Here is an 18,241-nt window from a genome sequence, read left to right on the forward strand (position 1 = left end):
TCCTTTGACTATGAGTTATCAAGCACTTGGAACAGGCAGGCTCAGCGCAGAAATTCGACAATCTGTTCGGCTTCGAATGGCCAGTTCAACTCGGCACCGGTGTCGCTACGGCGCAGCACCGGGATGCGCAACGCGTAGTGTTCAAGCCAGTCCGGGTGTTCGACGATATCGACCAGCTCGACCAGCAAACCGTGCTCGACGAACGGCATCAGTAACGCCTCCGCGACCTCGCACAGGTGGCAGCCAAGGGTACCGAACAATTGACATTCCGGAAGCATCTGCACGCCTCGATCATTCACTAAGGGCTCAGTCTAGCACTGCCCGCACGACCATCGGCTCGATCCTTAGTCGCAGCCATCAGACCTCGGTATTTTTTCCGGCGGCGGGCTGGGGCTCATCAAGCAGAGGCTGCAAGCCTTCGAGCAGACGGCTGTTGAGGCGCTCGGCTTTTTCCAGACGCTTGTCATCAAAACGCTCATCCAGAGAAAAACCGCCCTTGAGCAGGTCGAGCAGACTGCCTTTGCCGTCGTCGCTCACCTGATTGGCACTGCGCAGCGCCTCCAGCAGGCTCTGGGCGTAATCAAGCAGACTGGCATTGACCGCGCTTGCGGCCTGACCACCCTGCTCGGCGACTGCACTGTAGGCATCGGTGGCCTGGCGAATACTGGTCTGGGTCAACCGCAGGGACATGGAGGCCAACTGCTCGCCATCCAGATCCAGGGCCATGGCCCGGTCGAAGGCCCCCGACAGATCGCCGGAATAGAACTTGTTGGACAGCTCCTGCACCTGGCCGAAGAGTTTCTCCAGGGCCGCACGCTCCTGCTCGTCAAGTTCACCTTCGACGCTGACCTGCCAGGCCCCGATCTGCAGGCTCCCCGATTGGCTGCTGGCGACCACCGCACTGCTGTTGCCATTACTCGCCGCGGCAATGCTGTTCTGCGACCAGCTGGCCGAGGCCTGGGCGATGGAAATACGCAAACGGTCGCCATCGCGGGTCGTGACCGCTAGCTCGAAGGTTTGCGCCTGGGCGCTCAAGCGTTCGCTATAGGCCGCCACTGCCGTGGTGCCGCCTTCCGCTGGGGCGGGTGGATTGAAACGCTGATCCAGGCTGGCAAAGCCGTCCTGAATACGCTGGTAGGTGTCGTCGATATCGCTCGCCACCTTGCCCTGCAGCACGCCCATGCCATCAAGGATCTGCCGCGCTTCGGCAAAGCCCTTTTCCACACCACTGCGGGCCTGGTCGAGAAGCTTTTGCAGCTTGCCGGTATCGGCACCGCCGGCTTGCTCGCTGTGCAGGCGCTGCTCGATAAAGCCGATGATGCGCCCGGCGACTTTCTCCGGGCTGTAGTCCTCGGCCTTGATCCCCATGCCACCCGGCGGCAACCCCAGGCGCTCGGCCAGACGGTTGGCCAGCACCGCATTGGCATCGGCGACAGTGCGCACGACCGGCTGAGTGCTGCTGGAAGATGGGCGGGTAGCAGTGGATGACGGCGAGGCCAGGGGGTTCATGGCAAATTACCTAGGCGGAGTATCTGGATGGTTAGCGGCGGTAACAGGTGAAACTTTAGCTCAGGGGAAAAGTGCCCGATCAACGGTACCCGGCGCACAAACAGCGCACAGCGACTGCACGGTCACTTTCAACGTGCAGGGCGCGCGGTGGGCCGACCAAAGTCTAAGGGTCAAGCCGCCTTGCCCGTGTTTTATTGCGTTTCGCTGTAATAGATCGGCCACAAGCCGACCCGCACACATGAGGAGCTAACAATAATGAGTCAATCTCCCCTCGCCCGCGCTGTGGCACTCGCCGCACTGGGCACCTGCATGACCCTGCCGTCACTGGCCCAGGCTGAATTTATCAAGGACAGCAAAGCCAGCCTGGAACTGCGTAACTTCTACTTCAACCGTGATTTCCGTCAGGACGGTGCGTCCCAAGCCAAGCGTGAAGAATGGGCTCAGGGCTTTATCCTGCGTGCAGACTCCGGCTACACCGAAGGCACTTTTGGTTTTGGTCTCGACGCTATCGGCATGCTCGGCTTCAAGCTGGATTCTGGTGGCGGCACCGCCAATACCGATTTGCTGGTTCCGGATCGTTCCGGCGGCTCACAGGATTACTCCTCTGATCTGGCCGTAGCGGCAAAAGCCAAAGTGTCCAAGACCACCCTGCGCGTCGGCAGCATGCAGTTCAAGAACATGGCCATCGCCTCCAGCGATAGCCGTCTGACCCCGCAGGTCTTCAAGGGCGGCCAGCTCATTTCCCAGGAAATCGACGGGCTGACCCTCGACGGCGGTTATGTGCGGGAAGTGAACAACCGAAATTCAGGTGACTTTGAAGACCTGTCCATGACTACTGGCGGCCGGCGCGGGATTAGCGTAACGGGCGACAGCACCACCGATGCGTTCACCTTCCTCGGCGGCACCTACAAGCTGACTCAGGACCTGACTGGCGCGTATTACTATTCCAACCTGGAGGATTTGTATAAGCAGAACTCCTTCAACCTGGTCCATGTCCTGCCCTTGGCTGATAAGCAAACCCTGAAGACCGACCTGCGTTACGCCCGTTCCACCGATGACGGGCGCAGCAACGTCGACAACAAGGCGTTGGGTGCCATGATTACCTATGGCATCGAAGGTCACAGCTTCGGCCTGGGCTACCAGAAGATGAGTGGGGACACTGGCTTTGCTTACTTGGCAACCAGCACCGATCCGTTCTTGGTCAACTACGTACAAATCAGTGACTTTGCCAACAAGGACGAGCAGTCCTGGCAAGCGCGTTATGACTTCAACTTCGCCAGCATCGGCATCCCCGGCCTGACCTTTATGACCCGCTACCTGACCGGTGATAACGTCGACCGCGGTGCCACTGCCTCCGAAGGGAAAGAGTGGGAGCGCAATACTGAGCTGATGTATGTGTTCCAGGAAGGCGCGCTGAAGAACCTCGGCGTGCGCTGGCGCAATGCGACTGTGCGCTCGAACTTTACTAACGACATCGACGAGAACCGTCTGATTGTCAGCTACACCCTGCCGCTGCTTTAACTGCCGGCAACAACCGTAAATAGAAAGGCCCGGACATTGTCCGGGCCTTTTGCGTTGCGCGCCTCGATCAGTCCTGGCTGAGCGAACCGATCTTATGCACCGACAGGTCGGCTCCGTAGTATTCCTCTTCCTGGGTCAAGCGAATGCCGATCGAAACCTTCAGCACGCCATACACCAGAAAACCACCCAGCAGCGCCACCACCACGCCCAGCGCAGTACCGATAAACTGGCTGGCCAGGCTGACGCCGCCCAGGCCACCGAGCGCCTGCTGACCGAAGATGCCGCAGGCGATGCCGCCCCACACGCCACACAGGCCGTGCAGCGGCCAGACGCCGAGCACATCATCGATCTTCCATTTGACCTGGGTCGCGGTAAACGCCCAGACGAACAGCGCACCGGCAATCGCGCCGGTCGCCAGTGCACCGACCGGATGCATCAGATCGGAACCGGCACACACCGCCACCAGACCGGCCAACGGGCCGTTGTGCAGGAAGCCCGGGTCATTGCGCCCGACCAGCAAGGCCGCCACCGTACCACCGACCATCGCCATCAGGGTGTTGACCGCCACCAGGCCACTGACGCTGCCCAGGGTCTGCGCGCTCATCACGTTAAAGCCGAACCAGCCGATGATCAGGATCCACGAGCCCAGGGCCAGAAACGGAATATTCGACGGGGCAAACGCCACCAGGCGACCATCGCGATAGCGACCATCGCGCCGGCCCAGCAGAATCACCGCGCCCAAGGCCAGCCAGCCGCCCACCGCATGCACCACCACCGAGCCGGCAAAATCATGGAAGGCCGCACCGTATTGCGCTTCGAGCCAGGCCTGTACGCCATAGTTGCCGTTCCAGATCATGCCCTCGAAGAATGGGTAGATGAAGGCGACGATCAGCAACGTGGCGCAAAGCTGCGGGCCGAACTTGGCGCGCTCGGCAATGCCGCCGGAAATGATCGCCGGAATCGCCGCAGCGAACGTCAGCAGGAAGAAGAACTTCACCAGACCATAGCCGTGGCCCTCGGTCAGCACACTGGCCGGCTCCAGGAAGGACACCCCATAGGCGATCCAGTAGCCGACAAAGAAGTAGGCCAGGGCCGAAACGGCAAAGTCGGAGATGATCTTCGACAGGGCATTGACCTGGTTCTTCTGCCTGACCGTGCCGACCTCAAGGAAGGCGAAGCCGGCGTGCATGGCCAGTACCATTACGGCACCGAGCAGGATAAACAGGGTATTAGAGCCGTGAATCAGGGTTTCCACAGCACTGTTGATGTTTTCCATCGGCAAAGAAAACTCCGTTGCGGGAAAAGCACCAAAGAGGATCATTTACGGCAAAAACGCACCATATAGCAGCACAAACTGCACATAAGGTCAGTCTTCAGCCTCGGGCAAGGCACCAAAATGACACTTTGCCAGATCAGCTTTCAGGTACTAAATCCATAGTTATTAATGGGTTATTGATGCACCACGGCGTCCAGGCCAACCCCTGCAGAGCCCCATAAAGGCGCACATCTGCAAGAAAGCGCACCAACGCAATGCAAGCGCTATACCAGCCCTGGCTTCAGCTGGAGCGCACAATTAAAGAAGGAACCCTGGTCCCACAAAGGACTCGAACCCCCTACACTGAACTGACAAGTCAAAGGAGAGACACCATGGCCCGTAAAAACCCTGTATCCAGCCAAGACCAGTTACTGGAAGAGTTTCAGGCACTGGTTCGCGACACCGAGCAACTGCTGCAGCACTCGGCCAGCCTGGCCGGCGAGCAGGCGGAAGAGCTGCGCGAGCAGATCCGCAGCAGCCTCGGCCGCGCCCGTACCACCCTGCACAATGCCGAAGGTGCCCTGCTTGAGCGCGGCAAGGCCGCCGTGCAAGCCACCGAAGGCTATGTCCAGACCCATCCCTGGCAGACCCTGGGGGTTGCCGCCGCCATCGGCCTGCTGTTGGGCATGCTGATTTCGCGACGCTGATCGAGAATACATATGCAAGAAACACCGTCATCCCCAAGCCGCGGTGCCGCACCGCGGCGCTTTGCCGGTGCCCTGCTGGGTCTGCTGCAGGGCCATGTGGCCCTGTTCGGCGAAGAACTCAAAGAGCAGCAGAGCCATACCCTGAGCCTGCTGGTGCTGGTCAGCCTGAGTCTGGCCTTCGCCTTTCTGTTGCTGCTGGGTCTGTCGACTGCGCTGCTGATCGTCTTCTGGGAAAGTCACCGGCTTACGGTGATCGCGCTGCTCTGCGCCTTCTACGCCCTGGGTCTGCTGGCCTGCCTGTTTGGCCTGCTGCTGCGTGTACGTAACGCCCCAGCCCCCTTCGCCGCCAGCCTGGAAGAGCTGGCCCGTGACCGCGAGCAACTGCTGCCATGAGCCTAACCGACCTGCCCGCCAAAGCCTCGCGCCGCGACCTGCGCAAAGCCATGCTGCGCATGCGCCTGGAGATGCACCGCCAGGAGCTGCGCCATGAAACCCTGGTGATGCTGCAACCGCTGCGCCAGGCGCAGTACTTCACGCAGCACTGGCGCGAAGAGCTGGGAAAAAGCAATGCACCACTTTGGGTCGCAGGCGGTGCCTTGCTCCTGGCCACTCTCGGCGTGCGTCAGGGTAATTGGCGACGCTGGCTGCGCATCGCCCTGGTCGCCTTTCCCCTGCTCAGACGCAACCCACCCCGCCCGCCGAGCCGCGCGACGGGCACAGACGACGCGGCCTGAGCCCCGACCAACAGCATCCGAGCGCAAAGCCCTGACAGCCGCTGCCGCCCGCAGCACACAGAGCACTCTGCCATCAGCCTGGCAGCAATATTGCTAAGGTAATGCCGGTGCCATCTATCGGGGCACTGCGCTGCCTAGGGTCTGTTGCCGTTTCGTCGCGAACCGCGTTGCCGCGAAAAATCTCGCCATGGCCGGGCGGCGCTCCGCTAGGCGGAGGACGCAGGTAATGGTTGTTCCCTTGCCAAGTCCTCCAACACCGCATGGCGAGATTTTGCGCGCAACCCGAAGGGCCGGGCCTGTTTTAGCGCGATACTGCGTTTCTCGACACTCATTTGGAACAACCAAACTTCGTGTCTCGTGCCTTGCCTCGCGCTAAAACAGGCTCCGGCGCGGCCGCGAACGAAACGGCAACAAACCCTAAGGATGTGCTTGGTGTTCGACGGTCAACCAGTCGCTGTCTTCCAACCCTTTATCGACACCGCCACCGGCCGCATCGCTGGGGTCGAGGCACTGGCGCGCTTGCGCAACGAAGACGGCCAGCTGCATTCCGCTGGCCCCTTGTTCAGCGACCCGAAAACGCCGCCGGCGGCCTTGCGGCGCCTGGATCGCGCCGTGCGCGAGCAAGCCCTGGAGCGCTTTCATGAAGCCCCCCAGGACTGGTTTCTCAGCCTGAATATTTCCCCCCGCTGGATCAGCCAGCTGCGGCCCGGGCAACCCTTGCCCAGCCTCAAGCAACTGCAGCGCAGCGGTATAGACCCGGCGCGTATTGTCTTTGAAATCACCGAACTGGGCGGGGCCACCCTGCGCCTGCCGCGGGTGGTCGAGCGCTATCGCGAGGCCGGCGCACGCATAGCCATCGACGACTTTGGCGCGGGCTATTCCCAGCTTGACCGGGTACTGGCCCTGCAGCCAGATATCCTCAAGCTGGACATGCGCCTGTTCCAGCAAGCCGCCCGCGGCGGCCCGAGCAGCGAGGTGGTCAAGGCCCTGGCACAGATGGCAGAAAAGACCGGCTGCTGGATCATCGCCGAAGGGGTGGAAACCGAAGCCGAGCTGGACTTCGCCCTGGAATGCGGCGCGCGTTATGTACAGGGCTATCTGTTCGCCAAACCCGAAGAGACTTTTTTCAGCAGCAATGCCTTCGTCAAACGCTTCGCCCAGCTGCGCGACCACTACGTGCAACAGAAGCTTGCAGAGCGCGCCCGCCTGATGACCCTGCGCCAGCAACTGAGCGAATTGATGAACAGCTTCAAACAGTGGGTGGAAAACGGCTCACCGGAGCACCTGCTGCAACTGCCACAGGCCTATCCCTGGCTGCTGCGCATCTACCAGTGCGACCGCCACGGCACCCAGCTCACCGCCAATCTGGAGTGGCGCGACAGCGCCTGGCAAAGCGACGCACGCTATGTCGGGCATAACTGGTCGTGGCGGCCCTACTTCTACCAGCTGCTCGCCGAAGGCTGGGACGAGCGCCGACTGATTCTTTCCAGCACCTACCGCGACGCCACAACCAACCAGTACTGCCTGACCGCCGGGCAATTTATCGAAAATGGCAAACGCCTGCTGCTGATGGACATCGACGCCGCAGGCTTCTGACCCGGGGCACCGGGGCACGCAGAAAACCCCTGACAATTCAACGAGCCACTTGCAGCCGCCCCGCCGAACCCCGAAGCTAGGGCCCAGACGTTTCCGTAGGGCAGCTCGATAGCGCCCCAACAAGCCACCCGATGGCGAGGACATGCTTTGGATTGGCAAACCCTGCTCAACCGCGAACGCCTTGGCAAGCCGACACACAGCGCCGATGAACTGGGCCGCACGCCCTTTCACAAAGACCACGACCGCATCATCTTCTCCGGCGCATTCCGCCGCCTGGGGCGCAAGACTCAGGTGCACCCGGTATCGAGCAACGATCATATCCATACCCGTCTGACCCACTCGCTGGAGGTAAGCTGCGTGGGCCGCTCTCTGGGCATGCGCGTCGGCGAAATGATCCGCGATGCCCTGCCGGCCTGGTGCGCGCCAAGCGACCTGGGCATGGTCGTGCAGTCCGCCTGCCTGGCCCACGACATCGGCAATCCTCCTTTTGGCCACTCCGGTGAAGACGCCATTCGCCACTGGTTTCAACAGGCCGCCGGACGCGGCTGGCTGGACAGCATGAGCGACGCCGAGCGTGGTGACTTTCTCAGTTTCGAGGGCAACGCCCAGGGCTTTCGCGTGCTCACCCAGCTGGAATACCACCAGTTCGACGGCGGTACCCGGCTGACCTACGCAACCCTCGGCACCTACCTGAAATACCCCTGGACCGCCCGCCACGCCGAGGCCCTGGGTTACAAGAAGCACAAGTTCGGCTGCTACCAGAGCGAGCTGCCGCTGCTTGAGCAGATCGCCGGCAAACTCGGCCTACCGCAGCTGGAAGAACAGCGCTGGGGGCGTCACCCGCTGGTCTACCTGATGGAGGCCGCGGACGATATCTGCTACGGCCTGATCGACCTGGAAGACGGCCTGGAAATGGAGCTGCTCGATTACAGCGAAGTCGAAGCGCTGCTGCTCGACCTGGTGGGCGATGACCTGCCGGAAACCTACCGCCAACTCGGCCCGGACGACTCCAGGCGGCGCAAGCTGGCGATCCTGCGCGGCAAGGCCATCGAACATCTGACCAATGCCGCCGCCGAGGCCTTTGTCGAGCAGCAGGATGCCTTGCTCGCCGGCACCTTGCAGGGCGATCTGGTCGAGCATATGCATGGCACCGCCAAGCGCTGCGTACAGAGTGCCAAGGACATGGCCCGGCAGAAGATCTTCCAGGACAAGCGCAAGACCCTGCACGAGATCGGTGCCTACACCACCCTGGAAATCCTCCTCAACGCCTTCTGCGGCGCGGCCCTGGAGCAGCACGGCGGACGCACGCCTTCGTTCAAGAATCGGCGCATTCTCGACCTGCTCGGCAACAACGCGCCCGATCCGAACTGGCCGCTGTACCGCTCGTTCCTGCGCATGATCGACTTTATCGCCGGCATGACCGACAGCTACGCTACTGAAATGGCCCGGGAGATGACCGGCCGCTCAAGCCCGGTATAAGCGATGAAGCATCTGCTCAAACAAGTCTTCAGCTGGCACGCCGGCCCACCCGCCTGGGGCCCGGCCATGGTCGCCGGCTTCGGTTGCGCCCTGCCGCTGCTGCTCGGTTTGTTCAGCGCTCACCCGGGCTTTCTCTGGGCCTCGGCGGGGGCGTTCCAGGCCGCCCAGGCCAACCCGCTGCATCGCCTGGGCATGCTGCGCATGCTGATGCTCTGTGGCCTGGGGGCCTGCAGCGCCGGTCTGGGCTTCTGGTCGGCCAGCCACCCCTATGCCAGTTTCTTTATCTTCGCCGCCTTCGGTTTCCTTCTGGCCTGGCTGCAGCGCTTCGGCAGCGAAGCCGGCAAGCTGGGCATCGGCCTGGCTATCTGCCTGTGCCTGGGTCAGGGCCAGCAGGGCCTGGGCAACCTCAACAACCCCTATGCCATCGCCATGCTGTTTATCCTCGGCGGGCTCTGGGTGATGCTTCTGGCCTTCGGCCTGCGCGGCATGCACGGCCTGCGCATGTGGCCCTATATGCCGCGCTTTATCAGCATCTTCAAGGTACTCAAGCGCCACGCCAAACGCCTGCCGCAGCAGCAATGGCGGCTGCATGCCCTGGCCTGCACCCTGGCCTTCGCCCTGGCGGGGTTGGTCGTCAACCTGGCGGGGCTGGAGCGCGGCTACTGGTTGACCCTGACCGTGGTCACCACCCTGCAGCTGAATTTCCAGGGCAGCCTGGTGCGCGCCCTGCAATCGATCCTGGCCAGCGTGGCGGCAGCCGGCCTGCTGATCCTGCTCGGCCATAGCGTGCAGGATCCGGCGCTGATGGTGGCCATCCTGCTGCCCTTGATCACCCTCAGTCGCGGCCTGCAGGCCAACAATTACGGGCTGTTCGTGCTGCAGACCACGGTGTGCTTCGTGCTCCTGGCGGAAAGCCTGGCCCAGGACTGGGACCTGGCCGAAGTACGTCTGCTCAATGCGCTGTTCGGCGTGGTAATCGCCCTGTCTATCGCCTTGCTGGTTCACGGCCTGCGCCAGCTGTTGAGCAACCGCGCCCAGCGGCTGGCGGCCAATCAGCCGCAGCCCTGAGCGGTCGCGCACAGGCGCGTGCCTGCAGACAGCCCCACTGGGGCTGTCGTCCACCCTGAGCGCTTAGAACCGCTGGCAATAAAACTTTATCTTCTTCGCTACGTTCCGCCGGCAAACCGTCGCGCCTTCACTATGCTTTGCTGCTAACAGAGCGCAAACCACAGGAGTGAGGCGAATGCCCGACCAAGTCCGCATACGCGAGCGACGCGCACCGCTGCATATCCATATCAGCGCGCTGTTCACCTTTCTGCTCCTGCTGACCGGCATCGTTCTCGGCGTGTTCAATTACCGGCAAACCACCCAGATCATCTTCACCAGCAGCAACAGCCTGTTCCAGCGTATCGAGCAGGAGGTGCAACAGGATCTGCAGCACACCTATCAACCCATCCGCCACCTCCTCAGCCTGCTGGCCCTGCATGAAGCCACCCAGGCCACCGACCTGGAAGGCCGCCTGACGCTGCTCAAGCCCCTGGTGCAGGCGCTGCGCGACAACCCGAAACTGGCATCGCTGTACCTCGGCTACGCCGATGGCGATTTCTTTATGGTGCGCCCGCTGCGCAGCGACATGCTCAAGGAGCGCTTCGACGCCCCGGAGCAGGCCGCCTACCAGGTCTGGTCGATCGAACGCAGCGCCGCCGGCACCGAGGCCAACTACCTGTTCTTCGATGGCTCGCTAAACCCCATCAGCCGCCGCCAGCGCCTCAAGGAAAGCTACGACCCGCGCAAGCGCGACTGGTACAACCGCGCCCGCGCCGATGGCGGACAGATCACCACCGCCCCCTATGTGTTCTTTTCCACCGCCGAGGTCGGCACCACGCTGGCCCGGCGCGCCGGCATGACCACGGTGCTGGGGGCCGACCTGACCCTGGCCGACCTCTCCGATACCCTGGCCAAGCACAGAGTCACGCCTTCGACCGAGGTGATCCTGTTCGACCCCCAGGGCAATGCCGTGGCCTACCCGGACAGAGAACGCCTGGTAACCGATGACGGCACGCCCAAGCTGACTCTGGCCAGGGACCTCAGCCCGACCTTTGCCGCCCTGCTCGCCAATGGCGTGGAGCAACGGCAACAGGACACCCTGGAACTCAACCAGCGGCGCTGGGTGGTTTCCAGCCGCCATCTGCAGGAAGGCGGCCCCCAGGGCCTGCATCTGGCCCTGCTGGTGCCGGAAGACGAACTGCTGGCCGACGCCTACCGCATCCGCTGGCAAGGCGCGCTGGTCACCCTGACCACCCTGCTGCTCTGCCTGCCCCTGGGCTGGCTCAGCTCGCGGATTATCGTCAGGCCGTTACGTTCCCTGGTGCTGGAGGCCGAGGCGATTCGCCGCTTCGATTTCAGCTACCCGGCCAGCGGCCGTTCGCCGGTGCTGGAAGTCGATCAACTGGCGGTGTCCATGACGCGGATGAAAGAGACGATCTCCAGCTTCCTGGAAATCGCCGCCAGCCTTTCCGCCGAAACCCGCTTCGACCCACTGCTGAAACGAGTGCTGGAAGAAACCGTGGATATCAGCGGGGCCAATGGCGGGCTGATTTACCTGAGCGATAGCGAGAGTGGCCGCCTGGAACCCCACGGCCTGTTTATCAATGGCCAGCAGCACAGCCTGGGCAAGCACGGTCTGATCCACTACGACCTGGCAACCAGCCAGATACCCGACTGGTTGCGCCAGCCGGCCAGTGGCGGCGGCAGTACGGCCACCTCCATAGGCTTCGACCAGGCCGGCGACTTCCAGAGCCTGCTGCAGGCCCTCGACAGCCCCAGGGTGCACCTGGTCGCCACCGGCCTGCACAACCGTCAGGGCGATACCCTTGGAGTCCTGCTGCTGCTGCATCGCGACCTCGGCGAAGAGTCCGACCAGACCATGCTGCGCCCCGAACGCATCGCCTTCGTCGAAGCAGTGTCCGGGGTCGCCGCGCTCTGTATCGAGAGCCAGCGCCTGCTGGAACGGCAGAAGCAGCTGCTGGACGCCTTTATTCAGCTGATCGCCGGGGCCATCGACGCCAAGAGCCCTTATACCGGCGGTCACTGCCAGCGCGTGCCCGAGGTAACCCTGATGCTCGCCCGCGCCGCCGCCGCCAGCGACGAGCCGGCTTTTCGCGACTACCGGCCGAGCGATGAGGAATGGGAGGCCCTGCATATCGCCGCCTGGCTGCACGACTGCGGCAAGGTCACCACCCCCGAGTACGTGGTGGACAAGGCGACCAAACTGGAGACCCTGTACGACCGTATCCACGAGGTGCGCATGCGTTTCGAGGTGCTCAAGCGCGATGCCTGGATCGCCTACTGGCAGGGCTGTGCGCAGGGTGGCGACGCCGCACAGCTGGCGCGCCTGCGCGATGAGCTGCTGGCGGCGCTGGATGACGAATTCGCCTTTGTCGCACGCAGTAATATCGGTGGCGAAGCCATGGCCGAGGCCGACCTGCAGCGCCTGGGTAAAATCGCCGCGCGCACCTGGCTACGCACCCTGGACGATCGCCTCGGCGTGTCCTGGGAAGAAGGCAAGCGCCAGGAGCGCTGCCCGGCCACGGCGCTGCCGGTCGAGGAGCGTCTGCTGGCCGACAAGCCCGAACACCTGATCGAGCGGCCCGCCAGCGAGCTGATCCCGGCCGACAACCCGCTGGGGTTCAAACTGGAAGTGCCGCAGCACAAGTTCAACCGCGGCGAGCTGTACAACCTGAGCGTCACCCGCGGCACCCTGACCGGCGAGGAGCGCTACATCATCAACCACCATATCGTGCAGACCATCCTGATGCTCAATCGTCTGCCCTTCCCGCCCCACCTGCGCAATGTCGCCGAAATCGCCGGCGGCCATCATGAAAAGATGGACGGCAGCGGCTACCCGAAACGCCTGAAGCGCGAGGACATGAGCCTGCCGGCACGGATGATGGCCATCGCCGATATTTTCGAGGCACTGACGGCGGTGGATCGCCCCTACAAGAAAGGCAAACTGCTCTCCGAGGCGCTGAATATCATGGCCGGCATGTGCCAGGGTGCGCATATCGACCCCCAGCTGTTCGGCCTGTTCGTGCGCGAGAAAATCTACCAAACCTATGCCGAACGCTTTCTCGGGCGCGAGCAAATCGATGCAGTGGACGAGGCCGCCATACTGGCCAAGGCCGGGCTGCCGGGGCAGGCGTAGGTACGCGGCGGAGGCGCGATCGGTAGGGTGCCCCGATTCGTAGGGTGGGTCGGGCCGCGCAGGTTAGCGACGCCAACACCGTCCGAAAATCCACCCGCGAAAGTGGTGCGGCGCGTAACCCACCAGCCAATGGAATGCGTTGCGCCGATGGTGGGTTACGCCGCGTTCAGGGTGACGTGATGCCTGGAAATCCGCACATGCGGCTAACCCACCCTACGAAATCTGCTTGCAACAGGTAACTGCGAATAGCCAAAACAAACGAGGCCGGGTATGCATGGTGCATACCCAGCCTCGTTTATTGCCAGCCTGGGCTTTGCCTTGTCGGCGAACCCGGCTGAAGGATCAGGCCTGATTGATCGCGCTGTCCGGGTACCACACATCCATCAACGGGCTGACGGTGAAATCCCCCAGCTCAGCGCGGCCTTTCAGCCAGGCTTCAACCTGGGCGCGCTGCTCTTCGCTGACCGAGCCACGCTTGGCCAGGCATACCAGACCGTAGTCGTCGCCGCCCACATAGCCCAGGCCATTGGCGGTCATGGCGTCACTCAGGAACTGATCGAGGAACGCATCCATGACTTCTTCAGTCAGATCGTCCTTGAAGTTCAGGTTCAGCTCAAAACCCAGCTCCTGGAATTCATCCACGCAGAGTTTTTTGCGCAGACGGCGGGAACGGTTAGTAGCCATGGAACAATCCTCAAAAGTGATAACGCCGCGCACTCTAGCAGTTTCGCCGCCCGAACGCCCGCTCCGCAGCCAGGCGGACGACCAAACGAGGCGAGCACGGACTGTACGCCCATAGCGGCAAAGGCCACTCCAACGCCCTCGCACCAAGAAAACCTGCCCTCTGAGCCCTGCCGATCAGGCAAGCCGCGCGGGCTTGGGGCATAATTGCCAACTACATCCCAAATCGCGATGGGATCGCTATCCATGTCTCGCGTCATCTCTATCCCTCAGCTGGAGGGTACCTGCCCATGATCAATACCCTGCGTAGCCTGGCTCTCGGCAGCCTGTTCGCCTCCCTGGCCCTGCCCCTGCACGCCGCCGGCCTGCCGAACAAGGTCGAACAATCGCTGAAAGCCAACAAGATCAGCACCCAATCCCTGTCGCTGGTGACAGTGCCGCTCAATGGCCCGGGCAGCAGCACCTTTTTCAACGCCGACATTTCCGTCAACCCGGCCTCCACCATGAAGCTGGTCACCACCTATGCGGCGCTCGAACTGCTTGGCCCGACCCACCAGTGGAAAACCGAATTCTTCACCGACGGCCAACTGAAAAACGGCGTGCTCAACGGCAACCTGTATCTCAAGGGCGGCGGCGACCCCAAGCTGAACATGGAGAAGCTCTGGCTGCTGCTGCGTGACCTGCGCGCCAACGGCGTGCAACAGGTAAGCGGCGATCTGGTGCTCGACCGCAGTCACTTCGTGCAGCCGCAACTGCCCAGCTTCAACGACGACGGCGGCGATTCCAACAAACCCTTCCTGGTGGCTCCCGACTCGCTGCTGGTGAACCTCAAGGCGCTGCGCTTTATCGCCCGCACCGAGAATGGCAAGGTGCATATCGCCGCCGAGCCGCCGATTGCCAATATCCGCATCGACAACCGGGTCAAGGCCCTGCCCGCCGCCAAATGCCCGGGCTGGCCGGATGTGCGCTATAACCCGGTGACCGAGTTCGACGGCACCAACGTGATTGTCAGCGGCCAGCTGGCTGAGGGTTGCAGCTCGCAGACCTACCTGTCCCTGCTCGATCACCCCAGCTACGCCGCCGGGGCCATTCGCGCCATCTGGCAGGAGCTGGGCGGCAGCATCCAGGGCAAGGACCGCCTGGCCAATGTGCCGAGCAATGCGCGCCTGCTGGCCCGGGCCTATTCCCCGGACCTGGTGGAGATCATCCGCGACATCAACAAGTACAGTAACAACACCATGGCCCGACAGCTGTTCCTCAGCCTGGGGGCACAGTTCCGCGACCCCGCCGACCAGGACGACGGCAAGGCAGCGCAACGGGTGATTCGCGCCTGGCTGGCGCGCAAGGGCATTACCGCCCCGCATCTGGTGATGGAAAACGGCTCCGGCCTGTCCCGCGCCGAGCGGGTCAGCGCCCGGGAAATGGCCGAACTGCTGGAGGCCGCCTGGCAAAGCCCCTACGCCGCCGAGTTCATGAGTTCGCTGCCGCTGGTGGCGATGGACGGCACCATGCGCCGCCGCCTGCACAGGACGCCGCTGGTGGGCCAGGCGCGGATCAAGACCGGCACCTTGAACAACGTGCGCGCCATCGCCGGCTACAGCCGCGACAGCAACGGCAATAGCTGGGCCGTGGTGGCGATCCTCAACGACCCTCGCCCCTGGGGCGCATCGTCGATTCTTGATCAGGTGCTGATCGACCTGTATCGCCAGCCCAAGATCAGCGCCCAGCGCTAAAAGGGCGCTGCACAAGCACGGCGCGATGCCGTTGCTTGGGTAGCAGTCAGCTGGCTGGCGATCTGGGATAGGTTCAGATCAAAAGCTTCGCCTGTAGGAGCGGCTGGGCGGCACTCCGCTCCTACAAGGTGCCTACAAGCCGATAGACGCGAATTCCTCCAGGTCGTAGGGAGGGTTAGGCGCGTGCTGCAGATAGCAATGATCCAGCAAGACTCGTTGCGCCGTAACCCACCACCGGCGCAACACAGGAGATCGCTTGGTGGGTTACGCGGCGCGCCACGATCGCGGTACCTGACCGATCAGCGCTTGGCACCGCTAACCCACCCTACGCGGCTCCGACATTTCATGGCTGCCCCCCTACTCCATCTCCCCGCACAGCTCGGCCGCGCGCAATAGCGCTGCGGTCAGGCTGTGTCGTTCCCAGTCGGTCAGGGCGGCAAAGCGCTGGCGAAATTCCGGCGGCAACAGGCTAGGGGCCTGCTGCACCAGCTCGCGCCCGGCAGCGCTGAGCAAGAGCCACTGCCGGCGCCGGTCCTGATCGTCGCGCTGACGCTGCAGCAGGCCGCGCTCTTCCAGGCGGTCGAGCATGCCCGACAGGGTCGCCGCGGTCAGGCTGACCCGGCCGCTGAGGTCACTGGCGGTCAGCCGTTTCTCCCCGGCCAGCACCTGCAGGATCATCAACTGCATCGGCGTCAGCCCGCCAAAGCGGCTCAGGCGCTTGGCATGCACTTCACCCGCCTGCTGGAGGCGTCGCAGGGCCTGGAACAGCGGTAGTTCGAAGGCCACGACAGATGACAAATCTATTTCAGTAGAAACTATTTTATCGGTCATAACTGCCTTTCTATCCGACATTAAACTTTGACATGAAAGCATTTATTTGTTTTGGTGTAAAATGTTCGGCGAGCAGTTCGCAGGCAGCCAGCTGCTCCACCGAGCCCTCCCCAACGGCAATACCGGTAAGGAACTATGTGCGGAATAGCTGGAGAACTACGTTTTGATCAACGCCCGGCCGACCTGGCTGCGGTTGAGCGCATCACCCACCACCTGGCCCCTCGTGGCCCCGACGCCCACGGCTTCCATAGCCAGGGCCCGATTGCCCTCGGCCATCGCCGGCTGAAGATCATGGACCTGGCCGAAGCTTCCGGCCAGCCGATGATCGACAGCGACCTGGGCCTGTCGATGGTGTTCAACGGTGCCATCTACAACTACCCGGAACTGCGCCACGAGCTGCAAGACCTGGGCTACCGCTTTTTCTCCGATGGCGACACCGAAGTGCTGCTCAAGGGCTATCACGCCTGGGGTGAGGCGCTGCTGCCCAAGCTCAACGGCATGTTCGCCTTCGCCATATGGGAGCGCGACAGCCAGCAGCTGTTTATCGCCCGCGACCGCCTCGGGGTCAAACCCCTGTACCTGTCGCGCACCGGCCAGCGCCTGCGCTTCGCCTCCAGCCTGCCGGCCCTGGTTGCCGGTGGTGATATCGGCAAGACCCTGGACCCCATCGCGCTCAACCACTACCTGAACTTCCACGCCGTGGTCCCGGCTCCGCGCACCATCCTCGCTGGCGTGGAAAAACTGCCGCCGGCCAGCTGGTTGCGTGTCGACGCCCAGGGTAACTGCGAGCAGCAGACCTGGTGGAACCTGACCTTCGGCCCACGCCCCGATGAAAGCGGCTACGGCCTGGAAGAATGGCGCGACCTGGTGCTGGATGGCATGCGCCAGGCCGTGTCGATCCGCCAGCGTGCGGCGGTGGATGTCGGCGTGCTGCTCTCCGGCGGGGTCGATTCGAGCATGCTGGTGGGCCTGCTGCGCGAGGCCGGGGTGGAAAACCTCTCGACCTTCTCCATCGGCTTCGAGGATGCCGGCGGCGAGCGTGGCGACGAATTCCAGTACTCCGACCTGATCGCCGAACGCTTCGCCACCCGTCACCACCAGCTGCGCATCGGCGAGCACGAGATTCTCGAGCAGTTGCCGGCGGCCTTCCGCGCCATGAGCGAGCCGATGGTCAGCCACGACTGCATCGCCTTCTACCTGCTGTCGCGGGAAGTGGCCAAGCACTGCAAGGTGGTACAGAGCGGCCAGGGGGCCGACGAGCTGTTTGCCGGCTACCACTGGTACCCGCTGGTGGATGGCGCAGAGGATGCCTTTGCCGCTTACCGCAGCGCCTTCTTCGACCGCGAGCACGAGGAATACGCCGCCTGCGTACAGCCCCAGTGGCTGACCGACGATGCAGCCGGAGAATTCGTTCGCCAGCACTTCGCCCAACCCGGGGCGAACGCCGCGGTGGACAAGGCCCTGCGCCTGGACAGCACGGTGATGCTGGTCGATGACCCGGTCAAGCGGGTCGACAACATGACCATGGCCTGGGGCCTGGAGGCGCGCACACCCTTCCTCGACTACCGCCTGGCAGAACTCTCGGCGCGCATTCCCGGTCAGTTCAAGTTACCGGATGGCGGCAAGCATGTGCTCAAGGAAGCGGCGCGCCAGGTGATTCCGAGCGCGGTGATCGACCGGCCCAAGGGCTACTTCCCGGTGCCCGGCCTCAAGCACCTGGAGGGCGCGACCCTGGGCTGGGTACGCGATCTGCTGCTCGATCCGAGCCAGGATCGCGGCCTGTTCAACCCGACCATGCTCGACCGCCTGCTGACCGATCCCCATGGCCAGCTGACTCCGTTGCGCGGCTCCAAGCTGTGGCAGATGGCGGCGCTCAACCTGTGGCTGAACGAACAGGGGCTGTAGCGCCATGACCTGGGTGGATGTGCCATTCGGCATCCACCCTGCGCTCCCTGCAACACCGCCGTAGCCCGGATGCAATCCGGGGTTGT

Annotated in this window: 15 protein-coding genes; 10 read left to right on the top strand and 5 right to left on the bottom strand. The window is 63.1% G+C overall.

What is annotated here, in order from left to right; translation table 11 throughout:
* Positions 1-41: 41 nt before the first annotated feature.
* The gene (locus WMW70_RS06190; RefSeq protein ID WP_341436643.1) at positions 42-278 is read right to left on the bottom strand and encodes a glutaredoxin family protein; all 237 of its coding nucleotides are present in this window, start codon (positions 276-278) and stop codon (positions 42-44) included.
* Between the two features lie 79 nt (positions 279-357).
* A complete protein-coding gene (locus WMW70_RS06195) occupies positions 358-1,509 on the bottom strand; it encodes a DUF5610 domain-containing protein (protein ID WP_341436644.1) in 1,152 nt (383 codons plus the stop codon).
* 255 nt (positions 1,510-1,764) lie between these two features.
* Between WMW70_RS06195 and WMW70_RS06200 the strand changes: the two genes are divergently transcribed.
* Entirely contained in the window at positions 1,765-3,030 is a 1,266-nt protein-coding gene (locus WMW70_RS06200) for an OprD family porin (protein ID WP_341436645.1), read from the top strand.
* Between the two features lie 67 nt (positions 3,031-3,097).
* On the opposite strand, the gene WMW70_RS06205 is transcribed toward WMW70_RS06200, so the two are convergent.
* A complete protein-coding gene (locus WMW70_RS06205; RefSeq protein ID WP_341436646.1) occupies positions 3,098-4,306 on the bottom strand; it encodes an ammonium transporter in 1,209 nt (402 codons plus the stop codon).
* 371 nt (positions 4,307-4,677) lie between these two features.
* Between WMW70_RS06205 and WMW70_RS06210 the strand changes: the two genes are divergently transcribed.
* The 7 genes from WMW70_RS06210 (at position 4,678) to WMW70_RS06240 (ending at position 13,005) form a co-directional block, all read left to right on the top strand.
* Positions 4,678-4,992, top strand: coding sequence for a DUF883 family protein (locus WMW70_RS06210; RefSeq protein WP_341436647.1), 315 nt, complete (start codon positions 4,678-4,680; stop codon positions 4,990-4,992).
* A 12-nt stretch (positions 4,993-5,004) separates the two neighbouring features.
* Positions 5,005-5,385, top strand: coding sequence for a phage holin family protein (locus tag WMW70_RS06215; protein ID WP_341436648.1), 381 nt, complete (start codon positions 5,005-5,007; stop codon positions 5,383-5,385).
* Entirely contained in the window at positions 5,382-5,726 is a 345-nt protein-coding gene (locus tag WMW70_RS06220) for a hypothetical protein (RefSeq protein ID WP_341436649.1), read from the top strand. The genes WMW70_RS06215 and WMW70_RS06220 overlap by 4 nt, the downstream gene beginning before the upstream one ends.
* A 432-nt stretch (positions 5,727-6,158) precedes the next feature.
* Positions 6,159-7,322 carry an EAL domain-containing protein gene (locus WMW70_RS06225; protein WP_341436650.1) on the top strand — a complete coding sequence of 388 codons (1,164 nt, stop codon included), beginning with the start codon at positions 6,159-6,161 and terminating at the stop codon, positions 7,320-7,322.
* Between the two features lie 147 nt (positions 7,323-7,469).
* Positions 7,470-8,801: a deoxyguanosinetriphosphate triphosphohydrolase gene (locus tag WMW70_RS06230; RefSeq protein WP_341436651.1), complete on the top strand. Its 1,332-nt coding sequence runs from the start codon at positions 7,470-7,472 to the stop codon at positions 8,799-8,801.
* A gap of 3 nt (positions 8,802-8,804) precedes the next feature.
* Positions 8,805-9,869 carry an FUSC family protein gene (locus tag WMW70_RS06235; RefSeq protein ID WP_341436652.1) on the top strand — a complete coding sequence of 355 codons (1,065 nt, stop codon included), beginning with the start codon at positions 8,805-8,807 and terminating at the stop codon, positions 9,867-9,869.
* 175 nt (positions 9,870-10,044) lie between these two features.
* Complete coding sequence (locus tag WMW70_RS06240) at positions 10,045-13,005, top strand: HD domain-containing phosphohydrolase (RefSeq protein ID WP_341436653.1); 2,961 nt, start codon at positions 10,045-10,047, stop codon at positions 13,003-13,005.
* Positions 13,006-13,347: 342 nt separating this feature from the next.
* Here the strand turns inward: WMW70_RS06240 and WMW70_RS06245 are convergent, their stop codons facing one another.
* Complete coding sequence (locus WMW70_RS06245; RefSeq protein ID WP_341436654.1) at positions 13,348-13,689, bottom strand: YggL family protein; 342 nt, start codon at positions 13,687-13,689, stop codon at positions 13,348-13,350.
* A 287-nt stretch (positions 13,690-13,976) separates the two neighbouring features.
* Here WMW70_RS06245 and dacB point away from each other — a divergent pair, with 287 nt between their 5' ends.
* Positions 13,977-15,419, top strand: a complete 1,443-nt coding sequence (gene dacB, locus WMW70_RS06250; protein WP_341436655.1) for a D-alanyl-D-alanine carboxypeptidase/D-alanyl-D-alanine endopeptidase — start codon at positions 13,977-13,979, stop codon at positions 15,417-15,419.
* A gap of 357 nt (positions 15,420-15,776) precedes the next feature.
* On the opposite strand, the gene WMW70_RS06255 is transcribed toward dacB, so the two are convergent.
* Positions 15,777-16,250, bottom strand: coding sequence for a MarR family winged helix-turn-helix transcriptional regulator (locus tag WMW70_RS06255; protein ID WP_341436656.1), 474 nt, complete (start codon positions 16,248-16,250; stop codon positions 15,777-15,779).
* A 135-nt stretch (positions 16,251-16,385) separates the two neighbouring features.
* Here WMW70_RS06255 and WMW70_RS06260 point away from each other — a divergent pair, with 135 nt between their 5' ends.
* Entirely contained in the window at positions 16,386-18,155 is a 1,770-nt protein-coding gene (locus WMW70_RS06260) for an N-acetylglutaminylglutamine amidotransferase (RefSeq protein WP_341436657.1), read from the top strand.
* The last annotated feature ends 86 nt before the right edge of the window (positions 18,156-18,241 follow it).

The sequence above is a fragment of the Pseudomonas sp. XK-1 genome (genome assembly GCF_038069885.1).
GTDB lineage: Bacteria > Pseudomonadota > Gammaproteobacteria > Pseudomonadales > Pseudomonadaceae > Aquipseudomonas.